The 26,489-nt window shown below is 66.1% G+C and carries 20 protein-coding genes; 10 read left to right on the top strand and 10 right to left on the bottom strand.

What is annotated here, in order from left to right; genetic code table 11:
- Nucleotides 1-240: 240 nt before the first annotated feature.
- The 3 genes from opmE to mexP are packed head-to-tail and all read right to left on the bottom strand — an operon-like array spanning nucleotide 241 to nucleotide 6,028.
- Entirely contained in the window at nucleotides 241-1,716 is a 1,476-nt protein-coding gene (gene opmE, locus ACYAF3_RS18685; RefSeq protein WP_003162728.1) for a multidrug efflux transporter outer membrane subunit OpmE, read from the bottom strand.
- The gene (gene mexQ / locus ACYAF3_RS18680; RefSeq protein WP_009876892.1) at nucleotides 1,713-4,874 is read right to left on the bottom strand and encodes a multidrug efflux RND transporter permease subunit MexQ; all 3,162 of its coding nucleotides are present in this window, start codon (nucleotides 4,872-4,874) and stop codon (nucleotides 1,713-1,715) included. Before mexQ ends, opmE begins: the two co-directional genes overlap by 4 nt.
- On the bottom strand, nucleotides 4,871-6,028 hold the full coding sequence (gene mexP / locus ACYAF3_RS18675; RefSeq protein WP_003119548.1) for a multidrug efflux RND transporter periplasmic adaptor subunit MexP: 1,158 nt from the start codon (nucleotides 6,026-6,028) through the stop codon (nucleotides 4,871-4,873). Before mexP ends, mexQ begins: the two co-directional genes overlap by 4 nt.
- A 376-nt stretch (nucleotides 6,029-6,404) precedes the next feature.
- Between mexP and gloA the strand changes: the two genes are divergently transcribed.
- Nucleotides 6,405-6,791 carry a lactoylglutathione lyase gene (gloA, locus tag ACYAF3_RS18670; RefSeq protein ID WP_003110007.1) on the top strand — a complete coding sequence of 129 codons (387 nt, stop codon included), beginning with the start codon at nucleotides 6,405-6,407 and terminating at the stop codon, nucleotides 6,789-6,791.
- Between the two features lie 91 nt (nucleotides 6,792-6,882).
- Here gloA and ACYAF3_RS18665 read toward each other — a convergent pair whose 3' ends face one another.
- Both ACYAF3_RS18665 and motY read right to left on the bottom strand, forming a co-directional pair.
- Nucleotides 6,883-8,100: an argininosuccinate synthase gene (locus ACYAF3_RS18665; RefSeq protein ID WP_003092065.1), complete on the bottom strand. Its 1,218-nt coding sequence runs from the start codon at nucleotides 8,098-8,100 to the stop codon at nucleotides 6,883-6,885.
- Between the two features lie 117 nt (nucleotides 8,101-8,217).
- Entirely contained in the window at nucleotides 8,218-9,183 is a 966-nt protein-coding gene (gene motY / locus ACYAF3_RS18660) for a flagellar protein MotY (protein WP_003104269.1), read from the bottom strand.
- A 132-nt stretch (nucleotides 9,184-9,315) separates the two neighbouring features.
- On the opposite strand from motY, the gene pyrC reads away from it, so the two are divergent.
- Nucleotides 9,316-10,362: a dihydroorotase gene (gene pyrC, locus ACYAF3_RS18655; RefSeq protein WP_003092068.1), complete on the top strand. Its 1,047-nt coding sequence runs from the start codon at nucleotides 9,316-9,318 to the stop codon at nucleotides 10,360-10,362.
- Nucleotides 10,359-11,033 (top strand): ribonuclease T, encoded by a 675-nt coding sequence (gene rnt / locus ACYAF3_RS18650; protein WP_003117519.1) that lies wholly within the window; start codon nucleotides 10,359-10,361, stop codon nucleotides 11,031-11,033. Before pyrC ends, rnt begins: the two co-directional genes overlap by 4 nt.
- Before the next feature lie 177 nt (nucleotides 11,034-11,210).
- On the opposite strand, the gene ACYAF3_RS18645 is transcribed toward rnt, so the two are convergent.
- Complete coding sequence (locus tag ACYAF3_RS18645) at nucleotides 11,211-11,813, bottom strand: peroxiredoxin (protein WP_088003480.1); 603 nt, start codon at nucleotides 11,811-11,813, stop codon at nucleotides 11,211-11,213.
- Between the two features lie 259 nt (nucleotides 11,814-12,072).
- On the opposite strand from ACYAF3_RS18645, the gene ACYAF3_RS18640 reads away from it, so the two are divergent.
- Nucleotides 12,073-12,294 (top strand): bacterioferritin-associated ferredoxin, encoded by a 222-nt coding sequence (locus ACYAF3_RS18640; RefSeq protein WP_003092075.1) that lies wholly within the window; start codon nucleotides 12,073-12,075, stop codon nucleotides 12,292-12,294.
- 209 nt (nucleotides 12,295-12,503) lie between these two features.
- Nucleotides 12,504-12,980, top strand: a complete 477-nt coding sequence (gene bfrB, locus ACYAF3_RS18635) for a bacterioferritin BfrB (protein ID WP_003092078.1) — start codon at nucleotides 12,504-12,506, stop codon at nucleotides 12,978-12,980.
- 66 nt (nucleotides 12,981-13,046) lie between these two features.
- On the opposite strand, the gene ACYAF3_RS18630 is transcribed toward bfrB, so the two are convergent.
- The 3 genes from ACYAF3_RS18630 to ACYAF3_RS18620 all read right to left on the bottom strand — a co-directional run bounded on the left by ACYAF3_RS18630 (nucleotide 13,047) and on the right by ACYAF3_RS18620 (nucleotide 16,828).
- Nucleotides 13,047-14,198 (bottom strand): MFS transporter, encoded by a 1,152-nt coding sequence (locus ACYAF3_RS18630; protein WP_015649282.1) that lies wholly within the window; start codon nucleotides 14,196-14,198, stop codon nucleotides 13,047-13,049.
- An 82-nt stretch (nucleotides 14,199-14,280) separates the two neighbouring features.
- Nucleotides 14,281-14,607 (bottom strand): Grx4 family monothiol glutaredoxin, encoded by a 327-nt coding sequence (gene grxD / locus ACYAF3_RS18625; RefSeq protein WP_003092082.1) that lies wholly within the window; start codon nucleotides 14,605-14,607, stop codon nucleotides 14,281-14,283.
- A 112-nt stretch (nucleotides 14,608-14,719) separates the two neighbouring features.
- Entirely contained in the window at nucleotides 14,720-16,828 is a 2,109-nt protein-coding gene (locus tag ACYAF3_RS18620) for a molybdopterin oxidoreductase family protein (protein ID WP_116349777.1), read from the bottom strand.
- Nucleotides 16,829-17,126: 298 nt separating this feature from the next.
- On the opposite strand from ACYAF3_RS18620, the gene eprS reads away from it, so the two are divergent.
- Nucleotides 17,127-20,114, top strand: a complete 2,988-nt coding sequence (eprS, locus tag ACYAF3_RS18615; protein ID WP_004345350.1) for an autotransporter serine peptidase EprS — start codon at nucleotides 17,127-17,129, stop codon at nucleotides 20,112-20,114.
- Nucleotides 20,115-20,508: 394 nt separating this feature from the next.
- On the opposite strand, the gene ACYAF3_RS18610 is transcribed toward eprS, so the two are convergent.
- Nucleotides 20,509-20,934 carry a hypothetical protein gene (locus ACYAF3_RS18610; RefSeq protein ID WP_185838812.1) on the bottom strand — a complete coding sequence of 142 codons (426 nt, stop codon included), beginning with the start codon at nucleotides 20,932-20,934 and terminating at the stop codon, nucleotides 20,509-20,511.
- A 314-nt stretch (nucleotides 20,935-21,248) separates the two neighbouring features.
- Here ACYAF3_RS18610 and argF point away from each other — a divergent pair, with 314 nt between their 5' ends.
- The 4 genes from argF to algD all read left to right on the top strand — a co-directional run bounded on the left by argF (nucleotide 21,249) and on the right by algD (nucleotide 26,351).
- A complete protein-coding gene (gene argF, locus ACYAF3_RS18605) occupies nucleotides 21,249-22,166 on the top strand; it encodes an ornithine carbamoyltransferase (RefSeq protein WP_003092090.1) in 918 nt (305 codons plus the stop codon).
- 4 nt (nucleotides 22,167-22,170) lie between these two features.
- The gene (locus tag ACYAF3_RS18600) at nucleotides 22,171-23,253 is read left to right on the top strand and encodes an ABC transporter ATP-binding protein (protein WP_003092092.1); all 1,083 of its coding nucleotides are present in this window, start codon (nucleotides 22,171-22,173) and stop codon (nucleotides 23,251-23,253) included.
- Nucleotides 23,254-23,359: 106 nt separating this feature from the next.
- The gene (yaaA, locus tag ACYAF3_RS18595) at nucleotides 23,360-24,139 is read left to right on the top strand and encodes a peroxide stress protein YaaA (protein ID WP_031633816.1); all 780 of its coding nucleotides are present in this window, start codon (nucleotides 23,360-23,362) and stop codon (nucleotides 24,137-24,139) included.
- 901 nt (nucleotides 24,140-25,040) lie between these two features.
- Nucleotides 25,041-26,351: a GDP-mannose 6-dehydrogenase gene (algD, locus tag ACYAF3_RS18590; RefSeq protein ID WP_061363098.1), complete on the top strand. Its 1,311-nt coding sequence runs from the start codon at nucleotides 25,041-25,043 to the stop codon at nucleotides 26,349-26,351.
- The last annotated feature ends 138 nt before the right edge of the window (nucleotides 26,352-26,489 follow it).

Raw genomic sequence — 26,489 nt, 5'->3', positions numbered from 1 at the left:
CTCTTCTGAACATTGAAGTCCCGAGCAGATACTTTCCATCTGCCCTCTTCATTCATCCATCTGAATGAACTACCGAAAAAGAGTTCGGAACCGACTTATCGATAAGGCGGACAGGGACGAGCGATCCGCGCCAGGCAATCCGTATTCCCGGGGTTCGCCAAATAACCGGAGGACGCGCCGCACGGCCCTCGACCTAGGCAGTCGAGCGAAGGCCGGCGGCCGGAAACCGCCGGCGGCTGATCAGGAGCGACTGTCGCGCTGCCGTGCCACGCCTGGAGAGGTATCGTCGGTAGCCACGCCACAGCGCCGCGCCCCCGCGCAGGCTTCCCAGCCACCACCCAGCGCCTTGTAGATACCCACGACGGCAAGGCGCTGCTCGGTGCGCGCGATGCTCAATGCGCGCCGGCTGAGGTAGTCCGAGCGTTCCGCCTCGAGCACGTCCAGGTACTCGCCGTCCCCCTGGACGAAGCGTTCCCGGGCCAGGCGCGCCGCCTCGCGATTGGCCGTCGCCTCGAGCAGGCGCAGGCGGAGCCTGTCAGCGGCAGCGCCATAGCCGTTGAAGGCATCATCGGTCTCCTGCAGGGCGCGCAGCACCGTCCGGTCGTAGAGGATCAATGCCTCCTGCGCACGGGCCTCGCTGGCGGCGATCCGCGCCCGCACGCGACCGCGGTCGAGTAACGCCCAGCGAATCACCGGGTTCAGGACGTTGAAGGACGTACCACTCTCGTCCAAAGCATCGAGATTGCCGGCGACCAGGCCAATCGAGCCGCGTACCTCGACCTGCGGATACAGCCCCGCGGTCTCGACGCCGATACGTGCGGTCGCGGCCGCCAGGTTGCGTTCGGCCGCGGCGATGTCGGCGCGACGCGCCAGCAGTCCCGCCGGGTCGCCGACCCCGAGGGTGCGGAGCGTCAGCCTTTCCCCGGAGGCACGGGCGACCGGCGGGCTGAAGGCCTGCGGGGCTTCCGCGAGGAGAACGGCCAGCGCATTGCGGGTGGCGGCGCGGCGCCGTTCGAGGTCGGGCACGGCCGCCTCGACGTTGTGCAATAACGCTTCGGCGCGCAACCGGTCGAACTCGTGGGCGGAGCCGGCGCTGACCAGGCGTTCGACCATCTCCAGGCTGTCGCGCTGGTTGCCGGCGATGTCATGGACCACCGCAAGTTCGGCCTCGATGCCCTGTAGCTGGAACCAGGTCATGGCAACCGTAGCCGCGACGCTCGCCTGCACGTTGCGCAGCAGGGCCTCGCGCGAGCCCGCCTGCGCCTCGGCGGCCTCCACCGAGCGCCGCACCCGGCCGAACAGGTCGATTTCCCAGGAAGCATCCAGCGCGCCGCGATAGGTCTCGATGTCGCGCTGCTGGCCGGCCGGTGTTTCCACCTCGCCGCGCCGCCGGGCCTGGTAATCGAACGCCGGGCCGCCGCGCGGCAGGAACTCTTCGCGGTTCTCGCGCAGCAGCGCCTTCGCTTCGTCCAGGCGCGCGCCGGCAAGGGCGATGTCGAGGTTCGCCGCGAGCGCCCGCTGGATCAGAGACTCCAGGGCTGGCTCGTCGAACCCGCGCCACCACTCGATCTCCACGCCACCGCCATCGATACCCGCCGGCATCGCGCCGAAGCTGGCCGGTGCGGACGCGCTCGGCGGCGCATAGTCGGGCCCCACCGCGGCACAGCCGCCCAGCAGGATCAGCGCGCTCAACGAAGACCGCAGGTATGGCTTCATGGACGGCCTCCCTCCAGATGCGCCAGGCTGCCGCCGGCGCGTCGCTCCAGGCGCGCCGCCAGTGCCCGTACCAGTACGTAGAACACCGGCGTGAGGAACAGGCCGAACAGCGTCACCCCGAGCATCCCGGCGAATACCGCGACGCCCATCGCCTGGCGCATTTCCGCTCCGGCGCCGCTGGCCATGACCAACGGCACCACGCCGGCGATGAACGCCAGCGAGGTCATCAGGATCGGCCGCAGGCGCAGGCGGCAAGCCTCGACCACCGCCTCCAGCGCACGGGCGCCCTCGGCCTCCAGCGTGCGGGCGAACTCGACGATCAGGATCGCGTTCTTCGCCGCCAGGCCGACCAGCACCACCAGCCCGATCTGGACGAACACGTTGTTGTCGCCGCCCACCAGCCACACCCCGGCGATCGCGCTGAGCAGGCACATCGGCACGATCAGCAGGACCGCCAGCGGCAACAGCCAGCTGTTGTACTGCGCGGCGAGGATCAGGTAGGCCAGCAGCACGCACAGCGGGAAGATGAACAGCGCGCTGTTGCCGGCCAGCTTCTGCTGGTAGGTCAGGTCGGTCCATTCGAAGGTCATGCCCTCGGGCAGCACTTCGCCGGCCAGGCGCTCCATCAACGCCACCGCCTGTCCCGAACTGACGCCGGGAAGCGCGCCGCCGCTGATATCCGCCGACGGATAGCCGTTGTAGTGGATCACCCGGTCGGGACCGGAGCTGGGCGTCACGGTGACGAACGAGGACAGCGGCAACATCGCCCCGGCGGCATTGCGTACCTGCAGGCGCCCGATGGCTTCGGCCTGCATGCGGTGCGGCGCATCGGCCTGGGCAGTGACCTTGTAGGTGCGACCGAAGCGGTTGAAGTCGTTGATGTACAGCGAGCCGAGGTAGACCTGCAATGCCTCGAACACATCGGCCAGGCGAACGCCCTGGCTCTTCACCTTGGTGCGGTCGACCACCACCTCGAGCTGCGGGGCATTGATATCGAAGCTGGTCATCAAGCCCCCGAGCTGGCCGGACTCAGTGGCCTTCATCATCAGCACCTGGGTCTGCCTGGCCAGGGCTTCCAGCCCGGCGCCGCCGCGATCCTCGACCTGCATCTTGAAGCCGCCGATGGTTCCCAGCCCCGGTACCGGCGGCGGCGGGAAGACCCCGAGGAAGCCGTCGGGAATGCTGGCGAACCTGGCTTGCAGGCGCCCGGCGATGGCCAGCGCGCCGAGATCGGCGGAGGTGCGCGATTCGAACGGATCGAGCATGAAGAACATGACCGCGGCGTTCGGCACGTTGACGAAACCGTTCACCGACAGGCCCGGGAAGGCCACGACGCTCTCCACCCCCGGCTCCTCGAGGCCGATCCGGGACATCTGCCTGACCACCGCATCGGTACGCTCCAGCGACGCTCCGTTCGGCAACTGGGCGATGCCGACCAGATAGTACTTGTCCTGCATTGGCACGAAGCCCGGTGGCACCGCCTGGAAACCGACCCAGGTCAGGCCAAGCAGGCCCCCATACACCACCAGGGCCAGGCCGCTCACCCGCACCACCTTGCGCACCGCGTTGCCGTAGGCCTCGGGGGCATTTCGCAACGGTCGGCCGAGGGCCTGGAGCAGTCGCTGGAAGCGCCCCGCCACCGCACCTCCGGCCGGCCGCGGACGCAACAGCAGGCCCGCCAGGGCCGGGCTGAGGGTCAGCGAGTTGAGCGCCGACAGGATGGTGGAGATGGCGATGGTCAGGGCGAACTGACGATAGAACTCGCCCTGCAGGCCACTGAGAAAGGCCGTGGGGATGAACACCGCCGCCAGCACCGAGGTGATCGCCATGATCGGCCCGGTGACCTCGTCCATCGCACGCCGCGCGGCCTGGAGCGGCGGCTCGCCGTTCTCGATGTGGCGCTCGACGTTTTCCACCACCACGATGGCGTCATCGACGACGATGCCGATCGACAACACCAGGCCGAACAACGACAGGGTATTCAGCGAGAAACCCATCAGGTGCATGACGGCGAAGGTGCCGACCAGCGAGACCGGCACGGCCATCAGCGGAATCAGCGAAGCACGCCAGCTACGCAGGAACAGCACCACCACCACCACGACCAGCAGGATCGCCTCCAGCAGGGTGGTGGCCACGGTCTGCAACGAAGCGCGGACGAACACCGTCGGGTCGTAGGCGATGCGCGCGCTCAGGCCGGCCGGGAAGTTGCCTTCGAGCCTCGCCACGGTGGCACGCACCGCCTCGGCGGTATCCAGCGCGTTGGCTCCGGGGCTCTGGATGATCTGCAAGGCCACCGCCGGCTCGCCGTCCAGCAGGCTGCGCAGCGCATAGGCATCGCCGCCCATCTCGATCCGCGCGACGTCGCGCAGGCGCGTCACCTGGCCGTCGGCGCCGGTGCGGACGATGATGTCGCCGAACTGCTCTTCGTCGCTCAGCCGCCCGAGGGTATTCACCGTGACCTGGAAGGCCGCGGTGGAGTCCGGCGCCTGGCCGACGGCGCCGGCCGCCACCTGGACGTTCTGTTCGCGTACCGCGGCGATCACTTCGCCCGCCGTCAGCCCGCGCGCGGCGATCAGGTCGGGGTCGAGCCACAGGCGCATGCTGTACTCGCCGGCGCCCCACACCACCACATCGCTGATCCCCGGCAGGCGCAGCAGTTCGTCGCGCACCTGGAGGTAGGCGTAGTTCGAGATGTACAGCGGGTCGTAGCGTTGCTCCGGCGACAGCAGGTGCACCACCATGAGGATGTCCGGCGAGGTCTTCTGGGTGACCACGCCCTGCCGCTGCACCTCGTCGGGCAGGCGCGAGAGCACCCGCGAGACCCGGTTCTGCACCTGGATCTGGGCCATGTCGGGATCGATGTGCTGGTCGAAGGTGATAGTCAGGATCATTCGCCCGTCGGTGGCCGACTGCGAGGACATGTACAGCATCCCCTCGACCCCGGTGATCGCCTGCTCCAGCGGTGTCGCCACCGTCTGCGCGATCACGTCGGGGTTGGCGCCGGGATAGGCGGTAGTCACCTGCACGGTCGGCGGCGTCACCGCCGGGTATTCGCTCAGCGGCAACTGGAAGAACGAAACGATGCCTCCGATCATCATCAGCACCGAAAGAACGATGGCGAAGATCGGCCTATCGATGAAGAAGCGTGGGAATGTCATTGTGCGGCCCCCACGGTCTTCGACAGGTCGACGGGCGTGCCATCGATTTCCGCAAGGCGCGGTGTGATCTGCATGTCCGGCCGGACCAGGCCCTTGACGACGATGCGCTCGCCCGGCTGCAGGCCCTGGCGGACGACCCGCAGGCCGTCGACCATCGGGCCGAGCTCCACCGGCCGGTACTGGGTCTTGTTGCCTTCGTCGACGACCAGCACATAGCGCCTGCCCTGGTCGGTGCCGATGGAATGGTCGGCGACCAGCACCTGCGCGCGAGGCTTGCCGGTCTCCAGCCTGACCTTGGCGAACAGCCCCGGCGTCAGTTGCCCGTCCGGGTTGTCGACCACCGCCCGAACCCGGACCGTGCCGGTCCCGCGGTCGGCGGCATTGGCGAGGAAATCGAGGCGACTGCTTCGTCCATAGGACTCGTCGGTGAGCAGCGCCACCTTGACCCTGGGGGCCTGCTCGCCTTCCCTGCCGCGGGTCGGCGCCAGGGCCTGCAGGTAGGTGCGCTCGTCGACATCGAAGTACACGTACAGCGGATCGACCGAAACGATGCTGGTCAGCGCGGTGACGCCATTGGTGACGTAGTTGCCCTCGGTGACCTGGATATGCCCGACACGCCCGCCGATCGGTGCCGTCACCCGCGTGAAGCCGAGATCCAGTTGCGCCGCGTCGAGGGCGGCCCTGGCCGCATCGACCTGGGCCTTGCTGGCATTGCGCGAGGCGATGGCGCTGTCGAGCCGCTCCCGGGCGACGACCTTCCGCGCATACAGCAGCTCGGCTCGCTCGTGTTCGGTGCGCGCCAGCAACGCCGCGGCCTCGGCCTCGCGCAGGCGTGCCCTGGCGGCATCCTGCGCCGCCTTGAACACGCGCGGGTCGATGAGGAACAGTTGCTGGCCCTTCTCTACCAGGCGGCCTTCCGGCACCGTAACGTCCTGGATGTAGCCGGCGACGCGCGGCCGCAGTTCTACCTGCTCGACAGCGGTCAGCGAGCCGGTGAACTCGGCGTAGGGTGTCACCGGGCGAACCACCACCTCGGCGACGGGAACGCTTGGCGGGGCGCTCGCCGCCCCCGGCGGCGCCGATTCCCCGCAGCCAGCGATAAGGGCCGCGACACCTAGCGTCGCGGTGATGCGGATGAAGTGTCTGAGATTCATTGTTGTGCCTTCCTGGTCTGAGCCTGCGTGGCCTGGCTGGACGAAACCGCTTCCGTGGCCGGTTATCGACCTTGACACCTTGGCAAGGTCAACCCCCCTTTTTTCCGACCTCATGGCGAAGGCGCAGCGAGCTTTCGGCCGGTCACCGGGGGCGGGACGCCTGGCACGCTCGGAGACGCAGCGGGCAGCTCGGGAGGGTGGCGGAGGCAGGCCGACCGGCTATCGACGGCCGGCCCAGGGAAGAGGCGAAACGCCCCGTAGGAAGGGAAGTCCGGCAAAGGGCCGGTCGCCGGGACGGGGACGATCCCGATCTCGCAGCCGGTTGCCGGCCACATGGTAAAATCCGCCTTTGACCGTGAAGCTCGAGGCAATGAAAATGCGCATTCTCCATACCATGATCCGGGTCGGAAACATCGATCGCTCGATCGATTTCTATACCCGGGTGCTAGGCATGACCCTGCTCAGGAAGAACGACTATCCCGACGGCCAGTTCACCCTCGCCTTCGTCGGCTATGGCAACGAGGCGGATTCCGCGGTGATCGAGCTTACCCACAACTGGGGCGTGGATGCCTACGAGATCGGCACCGGCTACGGCCATATCGCCATCGAGGTCGACGACGCCTACCAGGCCTGCGACGACATCCGCAACAACGGCGGCCAGGTCACCCGCGAAGCCGGGCCGATGAAGCACGGTACCACCGTGATCGCCTTCGTGACCGACCCGGACGGCTACAAGATCGAACTGATCCAGAAGTCTTCCTGAACGGCCCCGGCTATCGCTTTCAGCAATCAGGAACGAAGAACCCCGGCTCATGGCCGGGGTTCTTCGTTCCATCGCAGGCAGCGCGCGTCGGTCAGGACAGCGTGCGGCCCTTGTTCGCGGCGATGCGCATGCGCAGCGCGTTGAGCTTGATGAAGCCCGCGGCATCGGCCTGGTTGTAGGCGCCGCCGTCTTCCTCGAAGGTCGCGATGTTGGCGTCGAACAGCGAGTCGTCGGACTTGCGGCCCACCACCACGACGTTGCCCTTGTACAGCTTCAGGCGCACTACGCCGTTCACGTTGACCTGCGAGGCGTCGATCATCTGCTGCAGCATCAGGCGCTCCGGGCTCCACCAGTAGCCGGTGTAGATCAGGCTGGCGTACTTGGGCATCAGCTCGTCTTTCAGGTGGGCCACTTCGCGGTCCAGGGTGATCGACTCGATGGCGCGGTGGGCCTTGAGCATGATGGTGCCGCCGGGGGTCTCGTAGCAGCCACGGGACTTCATGCCGACATAGCGGTTCTCGACGATGTCGAGGCGGCCGATGCCGTTGATCCCGCCGACGCGGTTCAGCTCGGTGAGCACCTCGGCCGGGGTCATGTCCTTGCCGTCGATGGCGACGATGTCGCCCTTGCGGTAGGTCAGCTCGATGTAGGTCGGGGTGTCCGGCGCGTTTTCCGGGGAAGCGGTCCACTTCCACATGTCTTCTTCGTGCTCGGTCCAGGTATCTTCCAGCACGCCGCCTTCGTAGGAGATATGCAGGAGGTTGGCGTCCATCGAGTACGGCGACTTCTTCTTGCCGTGGCGCTCGATCGGGATGCCGTGCTTCTCGGCATAGTCCATCAGCTTCTCGCGGGACAGCAGGTCCCACTCGCGCCAGGGCGCGATCACCTTGACGCCGGGCTTCAGCGCGTAGGCGCCCAGCTCGAAGCGGACCTGGTCGTTGCCCTTGCCGGTGGCGCCGTGGGAGATGGCGTCGGCGCCGGTCTCGTTGGCGATCTCGATCAGGCGCTTGGCGATCAGCGGACGAGCGATGGAGGTGCCCAGCAGGTACTCGCCTTCGTAGACGGTGTTGGCGCGGAACATCGGGTAGACGAAGTCGCGGACGAATTCTTCGCGCAGGTCGTCGATGTAGATTTCCTTGACGCCCATCGCGCGGGCCTTGGCGCGAGCCGGTTCGACTTCCTCGCCCTGGCCGAGGTCGGCGGTGAAGGTCACCACTTCGCAGTTATAGGTATCTTGCAACCACTTCAGAATTACCGAGGTATCCAGGCCGCCGGAATACGCCAGGACTACCTTCTTCACATCCGCCATGCCATCACTCCACGGGGGTCGTCACGAAAAGCGACAATTCTACGCAGGGCATTCGGGAAATTACAGAGGGGCGACAGCTTTAGACGCAAAAGCGACAGATTCTATCGTTTGCGCGACTCAAACCGTGGGTTTTCCCTGAAGCGAGGCGGCCGGAGGCTTCGGTGCGGCAGGTTCTGCCGCGGGCGGCGCCGGCTTGTCCTCGGCCTTCGGCGCTTCCGTCGCCGGCTCGACCACCGCCTCGCGCGACAGGTGCACGGTGACCCGGCGGTTGCGCGCACGGTTGGCGGCGCTGTTGTTGGCCACCAGCGGGTAGCGCTCGCCGTAGAAGCGCACGTTGATCTGGCTTTCCGGCACCCCGTTGCTCTTCAGGTACTCCTGCACCGCCAGCGCGCGGCGGCGCGACAGGTCGCGGTTGGTCAGGCGGTTGCCGCTGTTGTCGGAGTGCCCGTCGAGTTCGATCCGGTTGATGCTCGGATCGGCCTTGAGCAGTTGCAGGATGATGTCCAGCTTGGCTCGCGCCACGTCGTTCAGCGCCGTGCCGCCGTCGGGGAAGCCGACCTGGGCCAGCTTGACCTGGTCGAAGTTCACCGGCAGCAGCTTGGCGATGCAGGCCTGGTACTGGCTGTAGACGCTGGCGAAGCGCGCCGGCAGCAGGCGCACCTCCAGGCGATCGCCCTGCCAGGTGCGATGGCGGACCAGCGGGCTGCGCCCCTCGAGCAGGCCGGTGAGCAACCGACCGGCCTGTTGCTGGCTGCTGTTGAACGGCACCTCGCCGCTACCGATGCTGACCTGGCCAAGGTTGATGTCGCCCTGCCCCGGTCGCCAGGGCGGCGCGGCAGCCAGCAGGGTCGCCGACCCGCGCCCCAGCCACTGGGCCTCGGGCTTCAGGCGGAAGGTCGCCTGCTCGCCGGCACGCCGGACGAACTCGCCGACTCCGAAATTCGCCACCGGCTGCGACAGGCGGCATTCGAACTGGTCGCCTTCGACCTTCCACTCGACGCTCTCCAGCCGCGTCTGGAAGGTCACCGCCAGCGCCGGCAGGCTGCTGAGCAGGAAAGGCAATAGAAGAAGGCGCGGCTGCACGACGGCGGGCTCCGGGAAAGCGTCCAAATACGAAGGATGTATCGGACGGCCCGGACAAAACTTGATAGCGAGTGCCCCGCCCCCCCTTTTCCGGTAGCATTTCCCCCCACGAAATCCCGTCCTGGAAGCCCCATGTCCGACCGTCTCACCCTCCTGCGCCCCGACGACTGGCACATTCACCTGCGTGACGGTGCCGCGCTGGCCAATACCGTCGGCGACGCCGCCCGCACCTTCGGCCGCGCCATCGTCATGCCGAACCTGGTGCCGCCGGTGCGCAACGCCGCCGAAGCCGACGCCTACCGGCAGCGCATCCTCGCCGCCCGCCCCGCCGCCAGCCGCTTCGAGCCGCTGATGGTGCTGTACCTCACCGACCGCACCAGCGCCGAGGAAATCCGTACCGCCAAGGCCAGCGGCTTCGTGCATGCCGCCAAGCTCTATCCGGCAGGCGCCACCACCAACTCGGATTCTGGCGTGACCCGCATCGACAATATCTTCGAAGCGCTCGAGGCGATGGCCGAGGTCGGCATGCCGCTGCTGGTGCATGGCGAGGTGACCCGCGCCGAGGTCGACGTATTCGATCGTGAGAAGCAGTTCATCGACGAGCACCTGCGCCGGGTGGTCGAGCGCTTCCCGACCCTGAAGGTGGTCTTCGAGCACATCACCACCGGCGACGCCGCCCAGTTCGTCCGGGAAGCCCCGGCCAACGTCGGCGCGACCATTACCGCCCATCACCTGCTGTACAACCGCAACCACATGCTGGTCGGCGGTATCCGTCCGCACTTCTATTGCCTGCCGATCCTCAAGCGCAACACCCACCAGGAAGCCCTGCTGGACGCCGCGGTGAGCGGCAATCCGAAATTCTTCCTCGGCACCGACTCGGCGCCGCACGCCCGCCACGCCAAGGAAGCCGCCTGCGGTTGCGCCGGCTGCTACAGCGCCTACGCCGCCATCGAGCTGTATGCCGAGGCCTTCGAACAGCGCAATGCGCTGGACAAGCTGGAAGGCTTCGCCAGCCTGCACGGCCCGGACTTCTATGGCCTGCCGCGCAACACCGACCGGATCACCCTGGTCCGCGAGGAATGGCAGGCGCCCGCCAGCCTCCCCTTCGGCGACTTCGACGTGGTGCCGCTGCGCGCCGGCGAGACACTCCGCTGGAAACTGCTGGAGGCCGGGGCATGAGCGAAGACAACTTCGACGACGAATTCGACGGCAACCTCCCCAGCGGCCCGCGCCATCCGATGGCGCGCCGCTTCCGCGGCTACCTGCCGGTAGTGGTGGACGTCGAGACCGGCGGCTTCAACTCGGCCACCGACGCGCTGCTGGAAATCGCCGCGACCACTGTCGGCATGGACGAGAAAGGCTTCCTGTTCCCGGAACACACCTACTTCTTCCGCATCGAGCCCTTCGAAGGCGCCAACATCGAGCCGGCCGCGCTGGAATTCACCGGCATCAAGCTTGACCACCCGCTGCGCATGGCGGTGCAGGAGGAAGCGGCACTCACCGAGATCTTCCGCGGCATCCGCAAGGCGCTGAAGGCCAATGGCTGCAAGCGGGCGATCCTGGTCGGCCACAACAGCAGCTTCGACCTCGGTTTCCTCAATGCCGCCGTGGCGCGTACCGGGATCAAGCGCAATCCGTTCCATCCCTTCTCCAGCTTCGACACCGCCACCCTGGCTGGCCTCGCCTACGGCCAGACGGTCCTGGCCAAGGCCTGCCAGGCCGCCGGCATGGAGTTCGACAACCGCGAGGCGCACTCGGCACGCTACGACACCGAGAAGACCGCCGAGCTGTTCTGCGGCATCGTCAACCGCTGGAAGGAAATGGGCGGCTGGATGGATGACGACGACTGAGCCTCGGCCCACCTAGGCGGATAACGCCAGGACGTTATCCGTCCTACGCGACCGGTCAGGCAATCTCCCCCTCTTCGGAGCGAGGCGCGTGACCTGGATGGGGCTGCCGGCCCCCGCGAACCCATGAAAAAGCCCCGCCGAAGCGGGGCTTTTTCCAACGCGCGAAGCAGGCTCTTCTTACAGCTTGCTGGCGTTCTCGGCCAGGTACTTGGCCACGCCTTCGGGCGATGCGGTCATGCCCTTGTCGCCCTTCTGCCAGTTGGCCGGGCAGACTTCGCCGTGCTCCTCATGGAACTGCAGGGCATCGACCAGACGCAGCAGCTCGTCCATGTTGCGGCCCAGCGGCAGGTCGTTGACGATCTGCGAGCGCACTACGCCTTCCTTGTCGATCAGGAACGCGCCACGGAAGGCCACGCCACCGTCGGACTCGACGTCATAGGCCTTGGCGATCTCGTGCTTGGTGTCGGCCGCCAGGGTGTACTTGACGGCACCGATGCCGCCCTTGTCCACCGGGGTGTTGCGCCAGGCGTTGTGGGTGAAGTGGGAGTCGATGGAAACGCCGATCACCTCGACGTTGCGCGCCTGGAATTCCGGGATGCGGTGGTCCAGGGCGATCAGCTCGGACGGGCAGACGAAGGTGAAGTCCAGCGGATAGAAGAACACCAGGCCGTACTTGCCCTTGATGGCCTCGGACAGGGTGAAGCTCTCGACGATCTCGCCATTGCCCAGTACCGCGGCAACGTTGAAGTCAGGCGCTTTCTTACCTACGAGTACGCTCATTCCATGTCTCCTTTAAGCGGAAGGTTGAAGGACGGCACCGCAGCCTGCCGGCTCCTCGTGAAGCCTCGATGGCAGGGGCGCCGTTCCCCGGGAAACAACCATCATACACCCCGCCCCAGCCGGCGCTAAGTCTTTGTCCGACAAAGCCATTTGTCGGGGGGCGAAAAAAACCCGACTAAAACGCTCCAGGGAACTTTGACAATCATTCTCATTATTATTAGTATCTTTTCCAACTCAACTTCCCAGTAGCCAGATCGCCATGTACGTCTGCCTCTGCCAAGGTGTTACCGACAACCAGATCCGCGATGCCATCTACGAAGGCTGCTGCAGCTATCGTGAAGTTCGCGAAGCCACCGGCGTCGGTACCCAGTGCGGCAAGTGCGCATGCCTGGCCAAGCAGGTGGTACGCGAAACCCTCAACGACCTGCAGAGTGCCCAGCCGGTACCGGCGTTCGGGACTACGGCGTTCGTCGCTGCCTGAAAAATATTTTTTATCCCTCTTTCAGAAGAACCGGGCCTGGCGCCCGGTTTTTTTATGCCTTCAATTCAATGACTTAGCGGCAGAACGCGGAAAGAAAACATTCGTATTCATATTCTTTTTCCCTTATATTTCAATAACTTAGGTTTGACACCCTGCTTCGTCGCGGCCAAACTTGGCGAATCACACCCACTACGACGGCAGGATTCGGCATGAAAGGCGACAAGAAAGTCATCCAGCACCTCAACAAGATCCTCGGCAACGAGCTGATCGCGATCAACCAGTACTTCCTCCACTCGCGCATGTGGAACGACTGGGGCCTGAAGCGCCTCGGCGCCCACGAGTACCACGAGTCGATCGACGAGATGAAGCATGCCGACAAGCTCATCGAGCGCATCCTCTTCCTCGAAGGCCTGCCCAACCTGCAGGACCTCGGCAAGCTGCTGATCGGCGAGAACACCCAGGAAATGCTGCAGTGCGACCTGAACCTGGAGCTGAAGGCGACCAAGGACCTGCGCGAAGCCATCGTGCATTGCGAGCAGGTGCACGACTACGTCAGCCGCGACCTGCTGAAGGACATCCTGGAGTCGGAAGAAGAGCACATCGACTACTTGGAAACCCAGCTGGGCCTGATCCAGAAAGTCGGCCTGGAGAACTACCTGCAGTCGCACATGCACGAAGACGACTGATCGGGAACCACGACGAAGCGCCGGCGGCCTGCCCCGCCGGCGCTTTTTTCTTGCCGCCAGAAAGCCTCAGGCGCTGCGCGGCCTGCGCCGGACCAGATCGGCGCGCAGGGCCAGCAACAGGCAAAGACCGACCAGTACCAGCAATGCCCAGCGCAGGCCGATCTCGTGGGCCAGCAGGCCGATCAGCGGCGGTCCCATCAGCAGTCCGCCATACCCCACGGTAGAGACGGCGGCGACCCCGATCACCGGATCGATGCCCGGCTGGTTGCCAGCAGCGCTGATCACGATCGGCACCATCACCGACAGTCCCAGGCCAACCACCCCGAAACCGGCGATGCTCAGCGCCGGCCAGGGGCTGAACAGCGCTACCAGCATGCCCAGCGTGGCCAGCGAACCCAGGCCGCGCAGCAATGGCGCATCGTCGATGCGTCCGCGCAGGCGGTCGCCGAACAGGCGCCCCACCACCATCGCCGCGGAAAACGCCGCGAAGCCCAGCGCCGCCACCCGCTCGGAAGCATCCAGAACGCTGTGCAGGAACAGCGCGCTCCAGTCAGCCACGCCGCCCTCGGAAACGAACGCACAGAGAATCAGCAGGCCCAGGCCGAGCAAGGCCCGCGGCGGCAAGGTGAAGCCGCCGCCCTTGCGCGCGCCCGCCTTGCTCGGGTCCGGCGGAAGCAACGCGCGTACGAAGAATGGCAGGCTCAGCAGGCCGAGTGCGGAGAGAATGAGGAAGTGCCAGAACGGCGTCAGTCCGGCCAGGGCCGCGGCGCTCAACGCACCGACCAGGCAACCGAGGCTGTACATGCCATGCAGCATGGACATGCAGGGCTTGCCGAGCAGGCGCTCGACATCCACCGCCTGGATGTTCATCGCCACGTCCATCCCGGCGAAGCTCACGCCCAGCACGTAGAAGGCCAACGCCAGTTGCCACCAGCCCTGGCTCAGGCCGAGCAGCGGAAACACCAGCAGCATGATCAGGCAACCGCCGATCACTACGCTGCGGCTGCCGATGCGCTGGACCAGGAAACCGCTCAACGGGAACGCCGTGAGCGCGCCGACCCCGACGCCGAGCAGGGCCTGGCCGAGCGCGCGCTCGTCCAGCTGGGTCTGCTCCTTGAGCGCCGGGATGCGTCCCATCAGGTTGCCGATGACCAGCCCGGCCATGGCGAAGAAATAGATGCAAGCCAGGCGACCCTGGCGAGGATTGACTTCCGACATGGAGGCTCCCGGTTTCCTTGCTGGTTTCTCCGGACAAAAAAGAAACCCCGCACAAGGCGGGGCTCTTCGTCGGATGCGCGGATCAGGCGTTGGCTTTGGCCGCCGCGTCCTTGACCAGGGTCTGCAGTTCGCCCTTCTCGAACATCTCGGCGAGGATGTCGCTGCCGCCGACCAGTTCGCCATTGACCCACAGCTGCGGGAAGGTCGGCCAGTTCGCGTACTTCGGCAGGTTGGCGCGGATTTCCGGGTTCTGCAGGATGTCGACGTAGGCGAACTTCTCGCCACAGGCCATCAGCACCTGGGCCGCGCGCGAGGAGAAACCGCACTGCGGGGCGTTCGGCGAACCCTTCATGTACAGCAGGATGGGGTTGTTGGCGATCTGCTCTTTAATGGTTTCGATGATGTCCATGGCTTACCTCAACAGGAACGTTTCGACACGGTAACTCGGCAAATAATGACCGGTATTGTATCGGAAAGCCTAGCGCGACGCTCGGCTTTACTCTCGCGTTCCGTCGACCCGCTCAGGCCGCTTCCACCTCCACCGGCAGGCCGTTGAGCGCGGCGTTACCCGACAGCAGGTCGAGATGACGCTCGTCGGTCAGGTCGTTGGCGCTGACGCCGGCCTGGGCGCGGGCGATCGCCAGTTGCACGCCGGGCCGCGCGTGGCCCCAGCCGTGCGGCAGGCTGACCACCCCGGGCATCATCTCGCTGCTCGCCGCCACCTCCACCTCCACGCTGCCGACCCGCGAGCGCACCCGCACCCGTTGCCCGTCGACCAGGCCGCGACCCTCCAGGTCCCGCGGGTGCATCAGCAACTGGTGACGCGGCTTGCCCTTCACCAGGCGATGGTAGTTGTGCATCCAGGAATTGTTGCTGCGCACGTGGCGTCGTCCGATCAGCAGCAACTGGTCGGACGCAGGCAGCGGCTGTGCGGCGAAGCGTTGCAGGTCGTCGACGAACAGCGGCGGCGCGGCCTGGATGCGCTGGTCGGCGGTCTTCAGGCGCGGCGCCAGGTTCGGCCGCAGCGGCCCAAGGTCGATGCCGTGGGGATGTTCGCGCAGAGTGGCCAGGCTCAGCCTGTGCTCGGAACGGTCGCCGTAGGCGCCAGCGCGCAGGCCGAGGTCGATCATCTGCTGCGGCTCCAGGGTCGGTTTCAGCTCCAGGCCGTTGCGCGCGGCGAAGGCCCGCGCCAGGCCGACGAAGATCTCCCAGTCGTGCAGCGCACCCTCGGGACGCGGCAGCACGGCCTCGTTGAAACGGGTCACGTTACGCACGGCGAAGACGTTGAAGGTGGTGTCGTAGTGATCGTGCTCCAGCGGCGCGGTGGGCGGCAGGATGAGATCGGCGTAGCGGGTCGTCTCGTTGATGTAGAGGTCGATGCTGAGCATGAACTCCAGGCCGTCCAGGGCCTGTTCGAGCCGCCTCCCGTTGGGCGTGGACAGCACCGGGTTGCCGGCTACCGTGACCAGCGCGCGCACCTGCCCCTCGCCTTCACCGAGGATTTCTTCCGCCAATGCCGCCACCGGCAGTTCGCCGCCATATTCCGGCAGCCCCGAGACGCGGCTGCGCCAACGGCCGAAGTGGCCACCCGAGGTACTCGCCACCAGGTCCAGGGCCGGCGAGGTGCACAGCGCGCCACCGACCCGGTCGAGGTTGCCGGTGACCAGGTTGATCAGTTGCACCAGCCACTGGCAGAGCGTGCCGAAGGCCTGGGTGGAAACGCCCATCCGGCCATAGCAGACCGCCCGTTCGGCGGCGGCGAAATCCCGCGCCAGTTGGCGAATGCTTTCGGCCGGCACGCCACAGCGCGCGCTCATGGACTCGGCGTCGAAGGCCGCGACCGCCTCGCGCACCCGCTCCAGCCAGTCGACCGGCAGCGGCGTGGGGCGACCGAGGTTCTCCTCGAACAGGGTGTTGAGTATCCCGAGCAACAGCGCCGCATCCTGGCCGGGACGAATGAACAGGTGCCGGTCGGCGATAGCCGCGGTCTCGCTGCGCCGGGGATCGACCACCACCAACCGGCCGCCGCGTGCCTTCAGCGCCTTCAGGCGCTTCTCCACGTCCGGCACGGTCATGATGCTGCCGTTGGACGCCAGCGGGTTGCCGCCGAGCACCAGCATGAAGTCGGTGTGGTCGATGTCGGGGATCGGGATCAACAAACCATGGCCGTACATCTGCTGGCTGACCAGGTGATGCGGCAACTGGTCGACGGAAGTCGCGGAGAAGCGGTTGCGCGTTTTCAGCAGGCCGAGGAAGTAGTTGCTATGGGTCATCAGGCCGTAGTTGTGCACGCTCGGATTGCCCTGGTAGACCGCCACCGCATCGTTGCCATGGCGCTCGCGGATCTCGCCGAGGCGGCTGGCCACCAGCGCGAAGGCCTCGTCCCAGCCGATCGGCTGCCACTCGCTGCCGACCCGGCGCAACGGCTGGCGCAGGCGGTCGGGGTCGTCCTGGATGTCCTGCAGGGCCACCGCCTTGGGACAGACATGGCCGCGGCTGAAGCTGTCCTGCGGGTCGCCCTTGATCGAGCGGATCCGCGGCACGCCGCCCTCGTCGCTCTCGGTCTCGATGGCGAGCCCGCAGATGGCCTCGCAGAGATGGCACGCACGGTAGTGGAGGGTCTTGCTCATGGCTCGCCTCTTCATTGTCGTCGCCGGCCGTCGCGGCCCGGCGCGTACGCGAGGACCAGACGACCGGTCTAGTCGTCGAATCGGCACTATGCGGCGCCTTCCGCCGCCGCGCCAGCAGCGTCAGTCGGCTGAATCGCCAGGCATCAGGCTGGCCGATGGGCGCGGTAGAGGGGAGGCGTGCCGTTTGTCCGGCTGTCAACTATCCACCTGGGAATTCCGGCGCGGCGAAAGCCGGTGCTAAACCTTGTCTCTTCGAGTCCACCCCTGTCCGACAAGACCAATAAAGCGTGGAGACCGCATGACCGACGACCACTCCTTCCGCCCTCGCCCCACCTCGTTGTCAGCCGCCCTGCTGCTGGGCGCCTGGATCGCACAGCCGGCCACGGCCGCCTATGTCGAAGCCGGTCGGCCCGGCGATCCGGCCAGTTGGCGCTCCGCCGAATACCAGCAGGACTGGGGCCTGGAACGGATGCGGGCCGACCAGGCCTATGCCGCCGGCATCGACGGCCAGGGCGTGAAGATCGGCGAGATGGACTCCGGTTTCGACCCGAGCCATCCGGATACTCCCGCCTCGCGCTACCAGCCGGTGACGGCCAGCGGCACCTATGTCGACGGCACGCCGTTCAGCGTCAGCGGCGCGATGAACGGCAACAACGACTCCCACGGTACCCACGTCGGCGGCACCCTCGGCGCCTCGCGCGACGGCGTCGGCATGCACGGGGTGGCCTACGCGGCACAGGTATATGTCGCCAACACCAACCAGAACGACAGCTTCCTGTTCGGCCCGACGCCCGACCCGAACTATTTCAAGGCCGCCTACCAGGCGCTGGCCGACGCCGGGGTGCGGGCGATCAACAACAGTTGGGGCAGCCAGCCCAAGGACGTCAGCTACGAGACCCTCGACGGCCTGCACGCCGCCTATGCCCAGCACTACGGGCGCTCCACCTGGCTGGACGCCGCCGCCGGCGTCTCCCGCCAGGGCGTGATCAACGTCTTCAGCGCCGGCAACAGCGGCTACGCCAACGCCAGCGTGCGCTCCGCCCTGCCCTACTTCCAGCCGGACCTGGAAGGCCACTGGCTGGCCGTGTCCGGCCTCGACCAACAGAACGGCCAGCGCTACAACCGCTGCGGCATCGCCAAGTACTGGTGCATCACCACGCCCGGCCGCCTGATCAACAGCACCATGCCCGGCGGCGGCTACGCCAACAAGTCCGGTACCTCGATGGCCGCGCCCCACGCCACCGGCGCGCTGGCCCTGGTCATGCAGCGCTATCCGTACCTGAACAACGAGCAGGCGCTGCAGGTTCTGCTGACCACCGCCACCCAGCTCGACGGCACGCCGACCGGCGCCCCCACCGACACCGTCGGCTGGGGCGTGCCGGATCTCGGTCGGGCGATGCATGGGCCTGGACAATTGCTCGGCCGCTTCGAGGCCAACCTCCCGGCCGGCCTGCGCGACGAATGGAGCAACCCGATTTCCGATAGCGCCCTGCTCCAGCGCCAGGCCGAGGACGCCGCCGAGCACGCGGCCTGGCAGCGGACGCTGAAGGACAAGGGCTGGGAAAACGGCTTGCCGGCCGGTGCCAGCCAGCAGGAGCGCACCGACTATGCCATCGGCATGGCCCGCGACCAGGCCGCCGCCCAGCGCCAGTACCAGGGCAGCCTGGTCAAGGCCGGTGCCGGCAGCCTGGTCCTGAGCGGCGACAGCACCTATCGCGGGCCGACCCTGGTCGATGGCGGGCTGCTCAGCGTCGACGGTTCGCTGCTGTCCGCCGTCGAAGTCAATGCCGGCGGCACCCTCGGCGGCAGCGGCAGGATCGGCGGCCTGCTGGCGCGCTCCGGCGGCACGGTGGCCGCGGGCAACTCCATCGGCACCCTGGAGGTCGCCGGGGACCTGCGCTTCGAATCCGGCTCGACCTACGCGGTGGAGCTTTCGGAAAGCGCCAGCGACCGGATCGTCGCCAGCGGCAAGGCGAGCATCGCGGGCGGCAACGTCACCCTGGCCATGGAAAACAGCCCCGACCTGCTCAGCCAGTCCCAGGTCGAGAGCCTGGTCGGCCGCCGCTACGACATCCTCGACGCCGCCGGCGGCATCGAAGGGCGCTTCGACGCGGTATTGCCGAACTACCTGTTCCTCGGCGGCACCCTGGACTACGCGGCCAACGCCATCCGCCTGGATATCGGACGCAACGGCACGACCCTCGCCAGCGTCGCGCAGACGCCCAACCAGGCGGCGGTCGCTGGGGCCGTGGAAACGCTCGGCGCCGGCAACCCGGTCTACGAAAGCCTGCTCCTGTCGGAAAACGCCGCAACCGCCCAACGGGCCTTCCAGCAATTGTCCGGGGAAATCTACCCGGCGCTCGCCGGCCTGTTGCTCAACGACAGCCGCTATCTGCGCGACAGCGTCGGCGAACGCCTGCGCCAGGCCAGCGACGGCGAGGCCGGCGGGGAGGCTCCCGAAGGCTGGTTCAAGGCGCTCGGCTCCTGGGGCAAGAGCGCCGATGGCAGCCACGGTAGCGAAGGCTACCGGCATTCGGTCGGCGGCTTCCTGCTCGGCGTCGACAGCCAGGTCGCCAGCGACACGCGCCTCGGCCTGGTGGCCGGCTACAGCAACAGCTCGCTGAACATGGACAGCAGCCTGCAATCCTCCGCCAGCATCGACAGCTACCACCTCGGCGCCTACCTCGGCCGGCAATTGCAGCAATGGCGCCTGAGCCTCGGCGCAGCGCACGCCTGGCACCGCGCCGAGGTCAAGCGCGACCTGCAATACGGCGCCGTGGCCGGCAAGCAGAAGGCCAAGCTCGACGCACAGAGCAGCCAGTTGTTCGCCGAGGCCGCCTACGCGCTGGGTTGGCGCAGCCTGGAGCTGGAACCCTTCGCCGGGCTGGCCTACGTGCACGTCGCCAGCGATGACTTCCGCGAACGCGGTAGCGCCGCGGCCCTGGAGGGTGGCGACGACAACCTGGACGCCGCCTTCACCACCCTGGGCCTGCGCGCGAAACGGCATTTCGAGCTGGATGCCGGACGCCGCCTGGCGCTCTCCGGCACCCTCGGCTGGCGCCACAACCTGAGCGACACCACCCCGCAACGGCACCTGGCGTTCGCCAGCGGCAGCCAGCCATTCAGCGTGGAAAGCGTGGCCCTGTCCCGCGACGCCGCGCTGCTCGGCGTCGACGCCAGCCTCGCGGTGAATCGCGAAGTGAGCGTGCGGCTGGGCTACAACGGCCTGCTGGGCAGCCGCGAGAAGGACCATGGCGTCGGACTGGCCGTCGACTGGCGTTTCTGACTTCGGTTACGAGGGCATGCCAGCCGTTGGATGGGTTCCGGCGGGCGGCAAGGGGAAAAAGCCACTTCATTGCCCTCGGTCACGAAACCGCTGCAAATATGAGAAAAAGACCTAACTAAAGGATTCATGCGAAATGCATAGCGCTATACTGTCCATCCAGCGCTGTACTATCCCTTCCAGCGCTGATCGCGACCCGGTGCCCGCACCACCGTGCCGCACGAGCCCCGGAGATCCGCACCTCCGGGGCTCACCTTTTGCTCCTCTCGCACCCTCCTTCCCCGGCTGAGCCCCCTCCCCCTGCAAATCCGCGACGAATGGCCGCAATCCGGCAATCCGATGAACGAGCGGCCGAACGGCGGGCGCCCAGGCTGCCTGCGCACAGTCGCTGAACGGGTCAGGCCTGGCGGAAGAAGAACATGCCGAACAGCACCGCCAGGGCGCTGAGGAACGACAACCCGGTTTGCCCCAGGACCATCAGGATCGCGGCCGCCGCCGTGCTCAGCGCATGCCAGCCCCAGAGCAGGCACGACAGGTTGAGGACGATGCCGGCCAGGGCCAGGTGACGCTTGCGGCTGCGCCTGAGCAGGCCGGCCAGGCCCAGCACCAGGCCGCAGGTCGATACCGCGAAGACCGCCAGCAAGGCGGCGAACAGGCCGAGCAGATGGTTCTCGTCGCTGAGGTCGATCCGCTCGCCGAGCGCCATCACCGCCAGCGCGATGGCGACCCCGGCCAGGGCGAGGAACAGCGACAGGCCGCCCAGCCGCGATTGGCGCAATGGCCGTGCCGGCGGCGCGGCGGCGAGTGTTTCTCCCGTGTGCATGTTCGACCTCCCTGGTCCGAAACCCGCCTCCTCCATGAAGGCATTCGGGCGCGCACAGCATAAAGCGTCGCCCCGCCCAACCGATAGATCGACGAGGCGGGACTTTGGCGGCGGGACAACGGCGAAGACCCGGGAAAAACCCCGTAACCCGCGCCTTCCAAGCCCCTCCTTGTGTTTCCGCGACATTTCCTTATAAGATCGCGCCTTCCCCTATTTTCCCGCACGTTGCGGTCCCGCCGCAGGTCCAGTCCCGTTTTCTCTCGCGAAAGCCGGCCAGTGCCTCGGCCAGCAGTAAAAATAAAAGGTAGTCAGCGATGAGCGTACGGCACTTTCTCTCGTTTATGGATTACAGCCCCGAAGAGCTGATCGGTCTGATCCGCCGCGGCAGCGAGCTGAAGGACCTGCGCAACCGAGGCGTGCTCTACGAGCCGCTGAAGAGCCGGGTCCTGGGCATGGTCTTCGAGAAGGCTTCGACCCGTACCCGCCTGTCCTTCGAAGCCGGGATGATCCAGCTCGGCGGCCAGGCGATCTTCCTCTCCCCGCGCGACACCCAGCTCGGCCGCGGCGAGCCGATCGGCGACAGCGCCCGGGTCATGTCGCGGATGCTCGACGGCGTGATGATCCGCACCTTCGCCCACGCCACCCTGACGGAATTCGCCGCGCACTCGAAGGTGCCGGTGATCAACGGCCTGTCCGACGACCTGCACCCCTGCCAGTTGCTCGCCGACATGCAGACCTTCCACGAGCACCGCGGCAGCATCCAGGGCAAGACCGTGGCCTGGATCGGCGACGGCAACAACATGTGCAACAGCTATATAGAAGCGGCGCTGAAGTTCGACTTCCAGCTGCGCGTGGCCTGCCCCGAGGGCTACGAGCCGAAGGCCGAGTTCGTCGCCCTTGCCGGCGACCGCCTGCGCGTCGTCCGCGACCCGCGCGAGGCGGTGGCCGGCGCGCACCTGGTGAGCACCGACGTGTGGGCCTCGATGGGCCAGGAAGACGAAGCCGCCGCGCGCATCGCCCTGTTCCGTCCCTACCAGGTGAACGCCGCGTTGCTCGATGGGGCCGCCGACGATGTACTATTCATGCACTGCCTGCCGGCCCACCGCGGCGAGGAAATCAGCGAAGAGTTGCTGGACGACCCGCGCTCGGTAGCCTGGGACCAGGCAGAGAACCGTCTGCACGCGCAGAAGGCCCTCCTCGAATTGCTGATCGAACACGCCCATTACGCCTGAGCCCATGAGCCACGACCTGCTGCTGAACCTGAAAGATCTCGCCTGCGGCTACGCCTCGCAGAAAGTGGTGCAGGACCTCGACCTGCACCTCAATGCCGGAGACATCGGCTGCCTGCTGGGTCCTTCGGGATGCGGCAAGACCACCACCCTGCGCGCCATCGCCGGCTTCGAACCGGTGCTGGCCGGGCAGATCGAGCTGGGCGGCGAAGTCATCTCGCGTCCCGGCTTCACCCTGGCGCCGGAGAAACGCCGGATCGGCATGGTGTTCCAGGACTACGCGCTGTTCCCCCATCTCAGCGTGGCCGACAATGTCGGCTTCGGCATCCGCAAGCATCCACAACGCGAACGCCTGGTGCGCGAGCTTCTGGAGCTGGTCAAGCTCGACCACCTCGCCGCGCGCCACCCCCACGAACTCTCCGGCGGCCAGCAACAACGGGTGGCCCTGGCCCGCGCGCTGGCGCCCGAACCGCTGTTGCTGCTGCTCGACGAACCCTTCTCCAACCTCGACGTGGAACTGCGCCGCAGCCTCAGCCAGGAGGTTCGCGAGATCCTCAAGGCACGCGGCACCAGCGCGATCCTGGTGACCCACGACCAGGAAGAAGCCTTCGCCGTCTGCGACCACATCGGCGTGTTCAAGGAAGGTCACCTGGAACAGTGGGACACTCCCTACAACCTCTACCACGAGCCGCTGACGCCCTTCGTCGCCAGCTTCGTCGGCCAGGGCTACTTCATTCGCGGCCAGTTGCTCAGCCCCGATACGGTGCAGACCGAACTCGGCGTGATCCGCGGCAATCGCGCCTACAGCCTGCCTTCCGGCAGCGCGGTAGACGTCCTGCTGCGCCCGGACGACCTGGTGCACGCGCCGCAGGGCGAGCTGAAGGCGCGGATCGTCGGCAAGACCTTCCTCGGCGCCGCCACCCTGTACCGCCTGCAATTGCCCACCGGTACCCAGCTGGAATCGATCTTCCCCAGCCATGCCGACCACCAGCCGGGCGATGACGTCGGTATCCGCGTCGCCGCCGACCACCTGGTGGTGTTCGCCGCCCGGGGCAGCGTCGCCGCGCACCTCGCTCCCGTCCAGGCCTGATACCTCGGCGCCGTTCGGTCGGCGGCGCCTTTCCCTATCGACCGCATAGGTGGAGCCGGACGTCTCCAGCCCCTACAATCGCCCGACGATTCGAGGAGCCTGAACGATGCTGATGGTGATTTCCCCCGCCAAGACCCTGGACTACGAGACCCCGCCGGTCACCCACCGCTTCACCCAGCCGCAATACCTGGACCACGCCCAGGAACTGATCCAGCAACTGCGCCAGCTCACGCCACTGCAGATCAGCGAACTGATGAAGCTTTCCGACAAGCTCGCCGGCCTGAATGCCGCTCGCTACGCCAGCTGGCATCCGGAGTTCACCCTGGAGAACGCCAAGCAGGCGTTGCTCGCCTTCAAGGGCGATGTCTACACCGGCCTCAACGCGGAAGACTTCGGCGAGGACGATTTCGCCTTCGCCCAGGATCACCTGCGCATGCTCTCCGGTCTCTACGGCGTGCTGCGCCCGCTCGACCTCATGCAGCCCTATCGACTGGAAATGGGCACCCGCCTGGCCAACGCCCGTGGCAAGGATCTCTACGCCTTCTGGGGCGAGCGTATCAGCCAGTGGCTGAACGAAGCGCTGGCCGCCCAGGGCGACGACGTGCTGCTCAACCTGGCCTCCAACGAGTACTTCGGCGCGGTGAAGCGCAAGGCGCTGCAAGCGCGGGTCATCGACACCGAGTTCAAGGACCTGAAGAACGGCCAGTACAAGATCATCAGCTTCTACGCCAAGAAGGCTCGCGGCATGATGGCTCGCTACGTGATCCGCGAGCGCCTGCGCGACCCGGCCGGGCTGAAGGACTTCAATGCCCACGGCTATTACTTCAGCGCCGAGCAATCCGGCCCGGATCAGCTGGTATTCCTCAGGGACGCCCCGCAAGACTGATCTCCCCGGCCCGCCGTCCTGGCGGGCCGCTCCTCTTTCGGCACGCCGACGCCTCCTGGCGCTACCGTTCGTCCCTCCGACACCCCTGCTGCGTCGCCTTTCTCCCCGGAAAAGCCCTTGTGGCGAATAGGCCTACTCAACCGTTCGTCTGCAAGTCATTCGGAACTGCATCACATTTTTTCACGCCCAGCCCACAGACTTTTCCCCAATTCAAGGCGGAAATGCCATCTCCGGCGTAATCCATTGGCCATTACCAGCCTCCCGCCATTACATGCAAATTACGATTGCAAAGTGCATGGGTCGAAGATTAAGGAATCCTTAAGGTTTGCTTAAGGCGGTAAAAGCGGCTTCTGTTTCATTCCGGTGACGCGGAACTTTCAGCCGCCATGCATTCTGCAACTAGTGGCCATTGGCAGGCATTTAACGGAAAGGCCATCAAGTTGGTATCAAGTGATATCAAACGGATATTTCCAAATATTTCGCGAGCGGGACAAACGGCCGGAACTTCCCTCGCAGAGAAAACATCCTATCACCGCGATGCCTATCGATAGTTATGGGCAGAGCAACTTGAAACCGTCTCGAATAATCGGACTCCGCTCCGAGGGACAAACTCAACCTGTTGAAATTAAAGGCCTTTAGAAACTTGAATTCTATGGACCGAACTAAAACGAAGCATCCAAGGTCGGGTTATGCACCGTTATTGAAACCCACCTGAAACATTAAAGGGCATGAACTTATAACTTGCCCTATTAGAGTGCCGAACAACTAAGCACTCTATTCGAAACTGCCTGAAGGCGGATCAAGGGCTCTGGATCGGGGCTCGTAGTAACGGCTCGCCAGATAGGGAAGTGGCCATACGGCCACCTCATTAACGGCGCGACAAACAATCGAGGTGAATGCGATGCGAATCAGCATCTTTGGTTTGGGCTATGTCGGTGCAGTATGTGCTGGCTGCCTGTCGGCACGCGGTCATGAAGTCATTGGTGTGGATGTCTCCAACACCAAGATCGACCTGATCAACCAGGGCAAGTCGCCCATCGTCGAACCGGGCCTGGAAGCGTTGTTGCAGCAAGGCCGGCAGACCGGACGGCTGTCGGGCACCACCGACTTCAAGAAGGCCGTGCTGGACTCCGACGTATCGTTCATCTGCGTCGGCACGCCGAGCAAGAAGAACGGCGACCTGGACCTGGGCTACATCGAGACCGTCTGCCGCGAGATCGGCTTCGCCATCCGCGAGAAGTCCGAACGCCACACCGTGGTGGTGCGCAGCACCGTACTGCCGGGCACCGTCAACAACGTGGTGATCCCGCTGATCGAGGACTGCTCGGGCAAGAAGGCCGGGGTCGACTTCGGCGTCGGCACCAACCCCGAATTCCTCCGCGAGAGCACCGCGATCAAGGACTACGACTTCCCGCCGATGACCGTGATCGGCGAACTGGACAAGCAGACCGGCGACCTTCTCGAGGAAATCTACCGCGAGCTGGACGCGCCGATCATCCGCAAGACCGTCGAGGTCGCCGAGATGATCAAGTACACCTGCAACGTCTGGCACGCCGCCAAGGTCACCTTCGCCAACGAGATCGGCAACATCGCCAAGGCGGTCGGCGTCGACGGCCGCGAGGTGATGGACGTGATCTGCCAGGACCACAAGCTCAACCTGTCGCGCTACTACATGCGTCCCGGCTTCGCCTTCGGCGGCTCCTGCCTGCCCAAGGATGTACGCGCCCTCACCTATCGCGCCAGCCAGCTGGACGTCGAGCACCCGATGCTCGGTTCGTTGATGCGCAGCAACTCCAACCAGGTGCAGAAGGCCTTCGATCTCATCACCAGCCACGACACCCGCAAGGTCGGCCTGCTCGGCCTGTCGTTCAAGGCCGGCACCGACGATTTGCGCGAAAGCCCGCTGGTGGAGCTGGCCGAGATGCTCATCGGCAAGGGCTACGAGTTGCGCATCTTCGACCGCAACGTCGAATACGCGCGTGTCCACGGGGCCAACAAGGAATACATCGAGTCGAAGATCCCGCACGTCTCCTCACTGCTGGTCTCCGACCTCGACGAAGTGGTGGCGAGTTCCGATGTGCTGGTGCTGGGCAATGGCGACGAGCTGTTCGTCGACCTGGTGAACAAGACCCCGAGCGGCAAGAAGCTGGTCGACCTGGTGGGCTTCATGCCGCACACCACCACTGCCCAGGCCGAGGGCATCTGCTGGTAGCGGGCCGCCCCCCTGGCCCCGTGAGCCGGTAAAGAACCTCTTTATCGCCCTCGGACCGAAGGCCGTCTCCGCGGCGTGCGCCATAACAACAACAAGCGCACGCCGGCGTCGAGGCCAAGGTCCCCAGCCCGATGGAAC

This window comes from Pseudomonas sp. TZ252 (assembly GCF_056110345.1).
Note: the sequence above shows the minus strand (reverse complement) of the source record. Positions and strands in the feature narration are given on the sequence as shown.

Coding starts and splice junctions, on each gene's coding strand:
- bfrB (WP_003092078.1), top strand. CDS start 12,504: ATGAAAGGCGACAAGAAAGTCATCCAGCACCTCAACAAGATCCTCGGC.
- mexP (WP_003119548.1), bottom strand. CDS start 6,028: ATGAATCTCAGACACTTCATCCGCATCACCGCGACGCTAGGTGTCGCG.
- ACYAF3_RS18610 (WP_185838812.1), bottom strand. CDS start 20,934: ATGCACACGGGAGAAACACTCGCCGCCGCGCCGCCGGCACGGCCATTG.
- algD (WP_061363098.1), top strand. CDS start 25,041: ATGCGAATCAGCATCTTTGGTTTGGGCTATGTCGGTGCAGTATGTGCT.
- ACYAF3_RS18645 (WP_088003480.1), bottom strand. CDS start 11,813: ATGAGCGTACTCGTAGGTAAGAAAGCGCCTGACTTCAACGTTGCCGCG.
- ACYAF3_RS18640 (WP_003092075.1), top strand. CDS start 12,073: ATGTACGTCTGCCTCTGCCAAGGTGTTACCGACAACCAGATCCGCGAT.
- rnt (WP_003117519.1), top strand. CDS start 10,359: ATGAGCGAAGACAACTTCGACGACGAATTCGACGGCAACCTCCCCAGC.
- eprS (WP_004345350.1), top strand. CDS start 17,127: ATGACCGACGACCACTCCTTCCGCCCTCGCCCCACCTCGTTGTCAGCC.
- ACYAF3_RS18620 (WP_116349777.1), bottom strand. CDS start 16,828: ATGAGCAAGACCCTCCACTACCGTGCGTGCCATCTCTGCGAGGCCATC.
- yaaA (WP_031633816.1), top strand. CDS start 23,360: ATGCTGATGGTGATTTCCCCCGCCAAGACCCTGGACTACGAGACCCCG.
- gloA (WP_003110007.1), top strand. CDS start 6,405: ATGCGCATTCTCCATACCATGATCCGGGTCGGAAACATCGATCGCTCG.
- argF (WP_003092090.1), top strand. CDS start 21,249: ATGAGCGTACGGCACTTTCTCTCGTTTATGGATTACAGCCCCGAAGAG.
- opmE (WP_003162728.1), bottom strand. CDS start 1,716: ATGAAGCCATACCTGCGGTCTTCGTTGAGCGCGCTGATCCTGCTGGGC.
- ACYAF3_RS18665 (WP_003092065.1), bottom strand. CDS start 8,100: ATGGCGGATGTGAAGAAGGTAGTCCTGGCGTATTCCGGCGGCCTGGAT.
- ACYAF3_RS18630 (WP_015649282.1), bottom strand. CDS start 14,198: ATGTCGGAAGTCAATCCTCGCCAGGGTCGCCTGGCTTGCATCTATTTC.
- mexQ (WP_009876892.1), bottom strand. CDS start 4,874: ATGACATTCCCACGCTTCTTCATCGATAGGCCGATCTTCGCCATCGTT.
- ACYAF3_RS18600 (WP_003092092.1), top strand. CDS start 22,171: ATGAGCCACGACCTGCTGCTGAACCTGAAAGATCTCGCCTGCGGCTAC.
- grxD (WP_003092082.1), bottom strand. CDS start 14,607: ATGGACATCATCGAAACCATTAAAGAGCAGATCGCCAACAACCCCATC.
- pyrC (WP_003092068.1), top strand. CDS start 9,316: ATGTCCGACCGTCTCACCCTCCTGCGCCCCGACGACTGGCACATTCAC.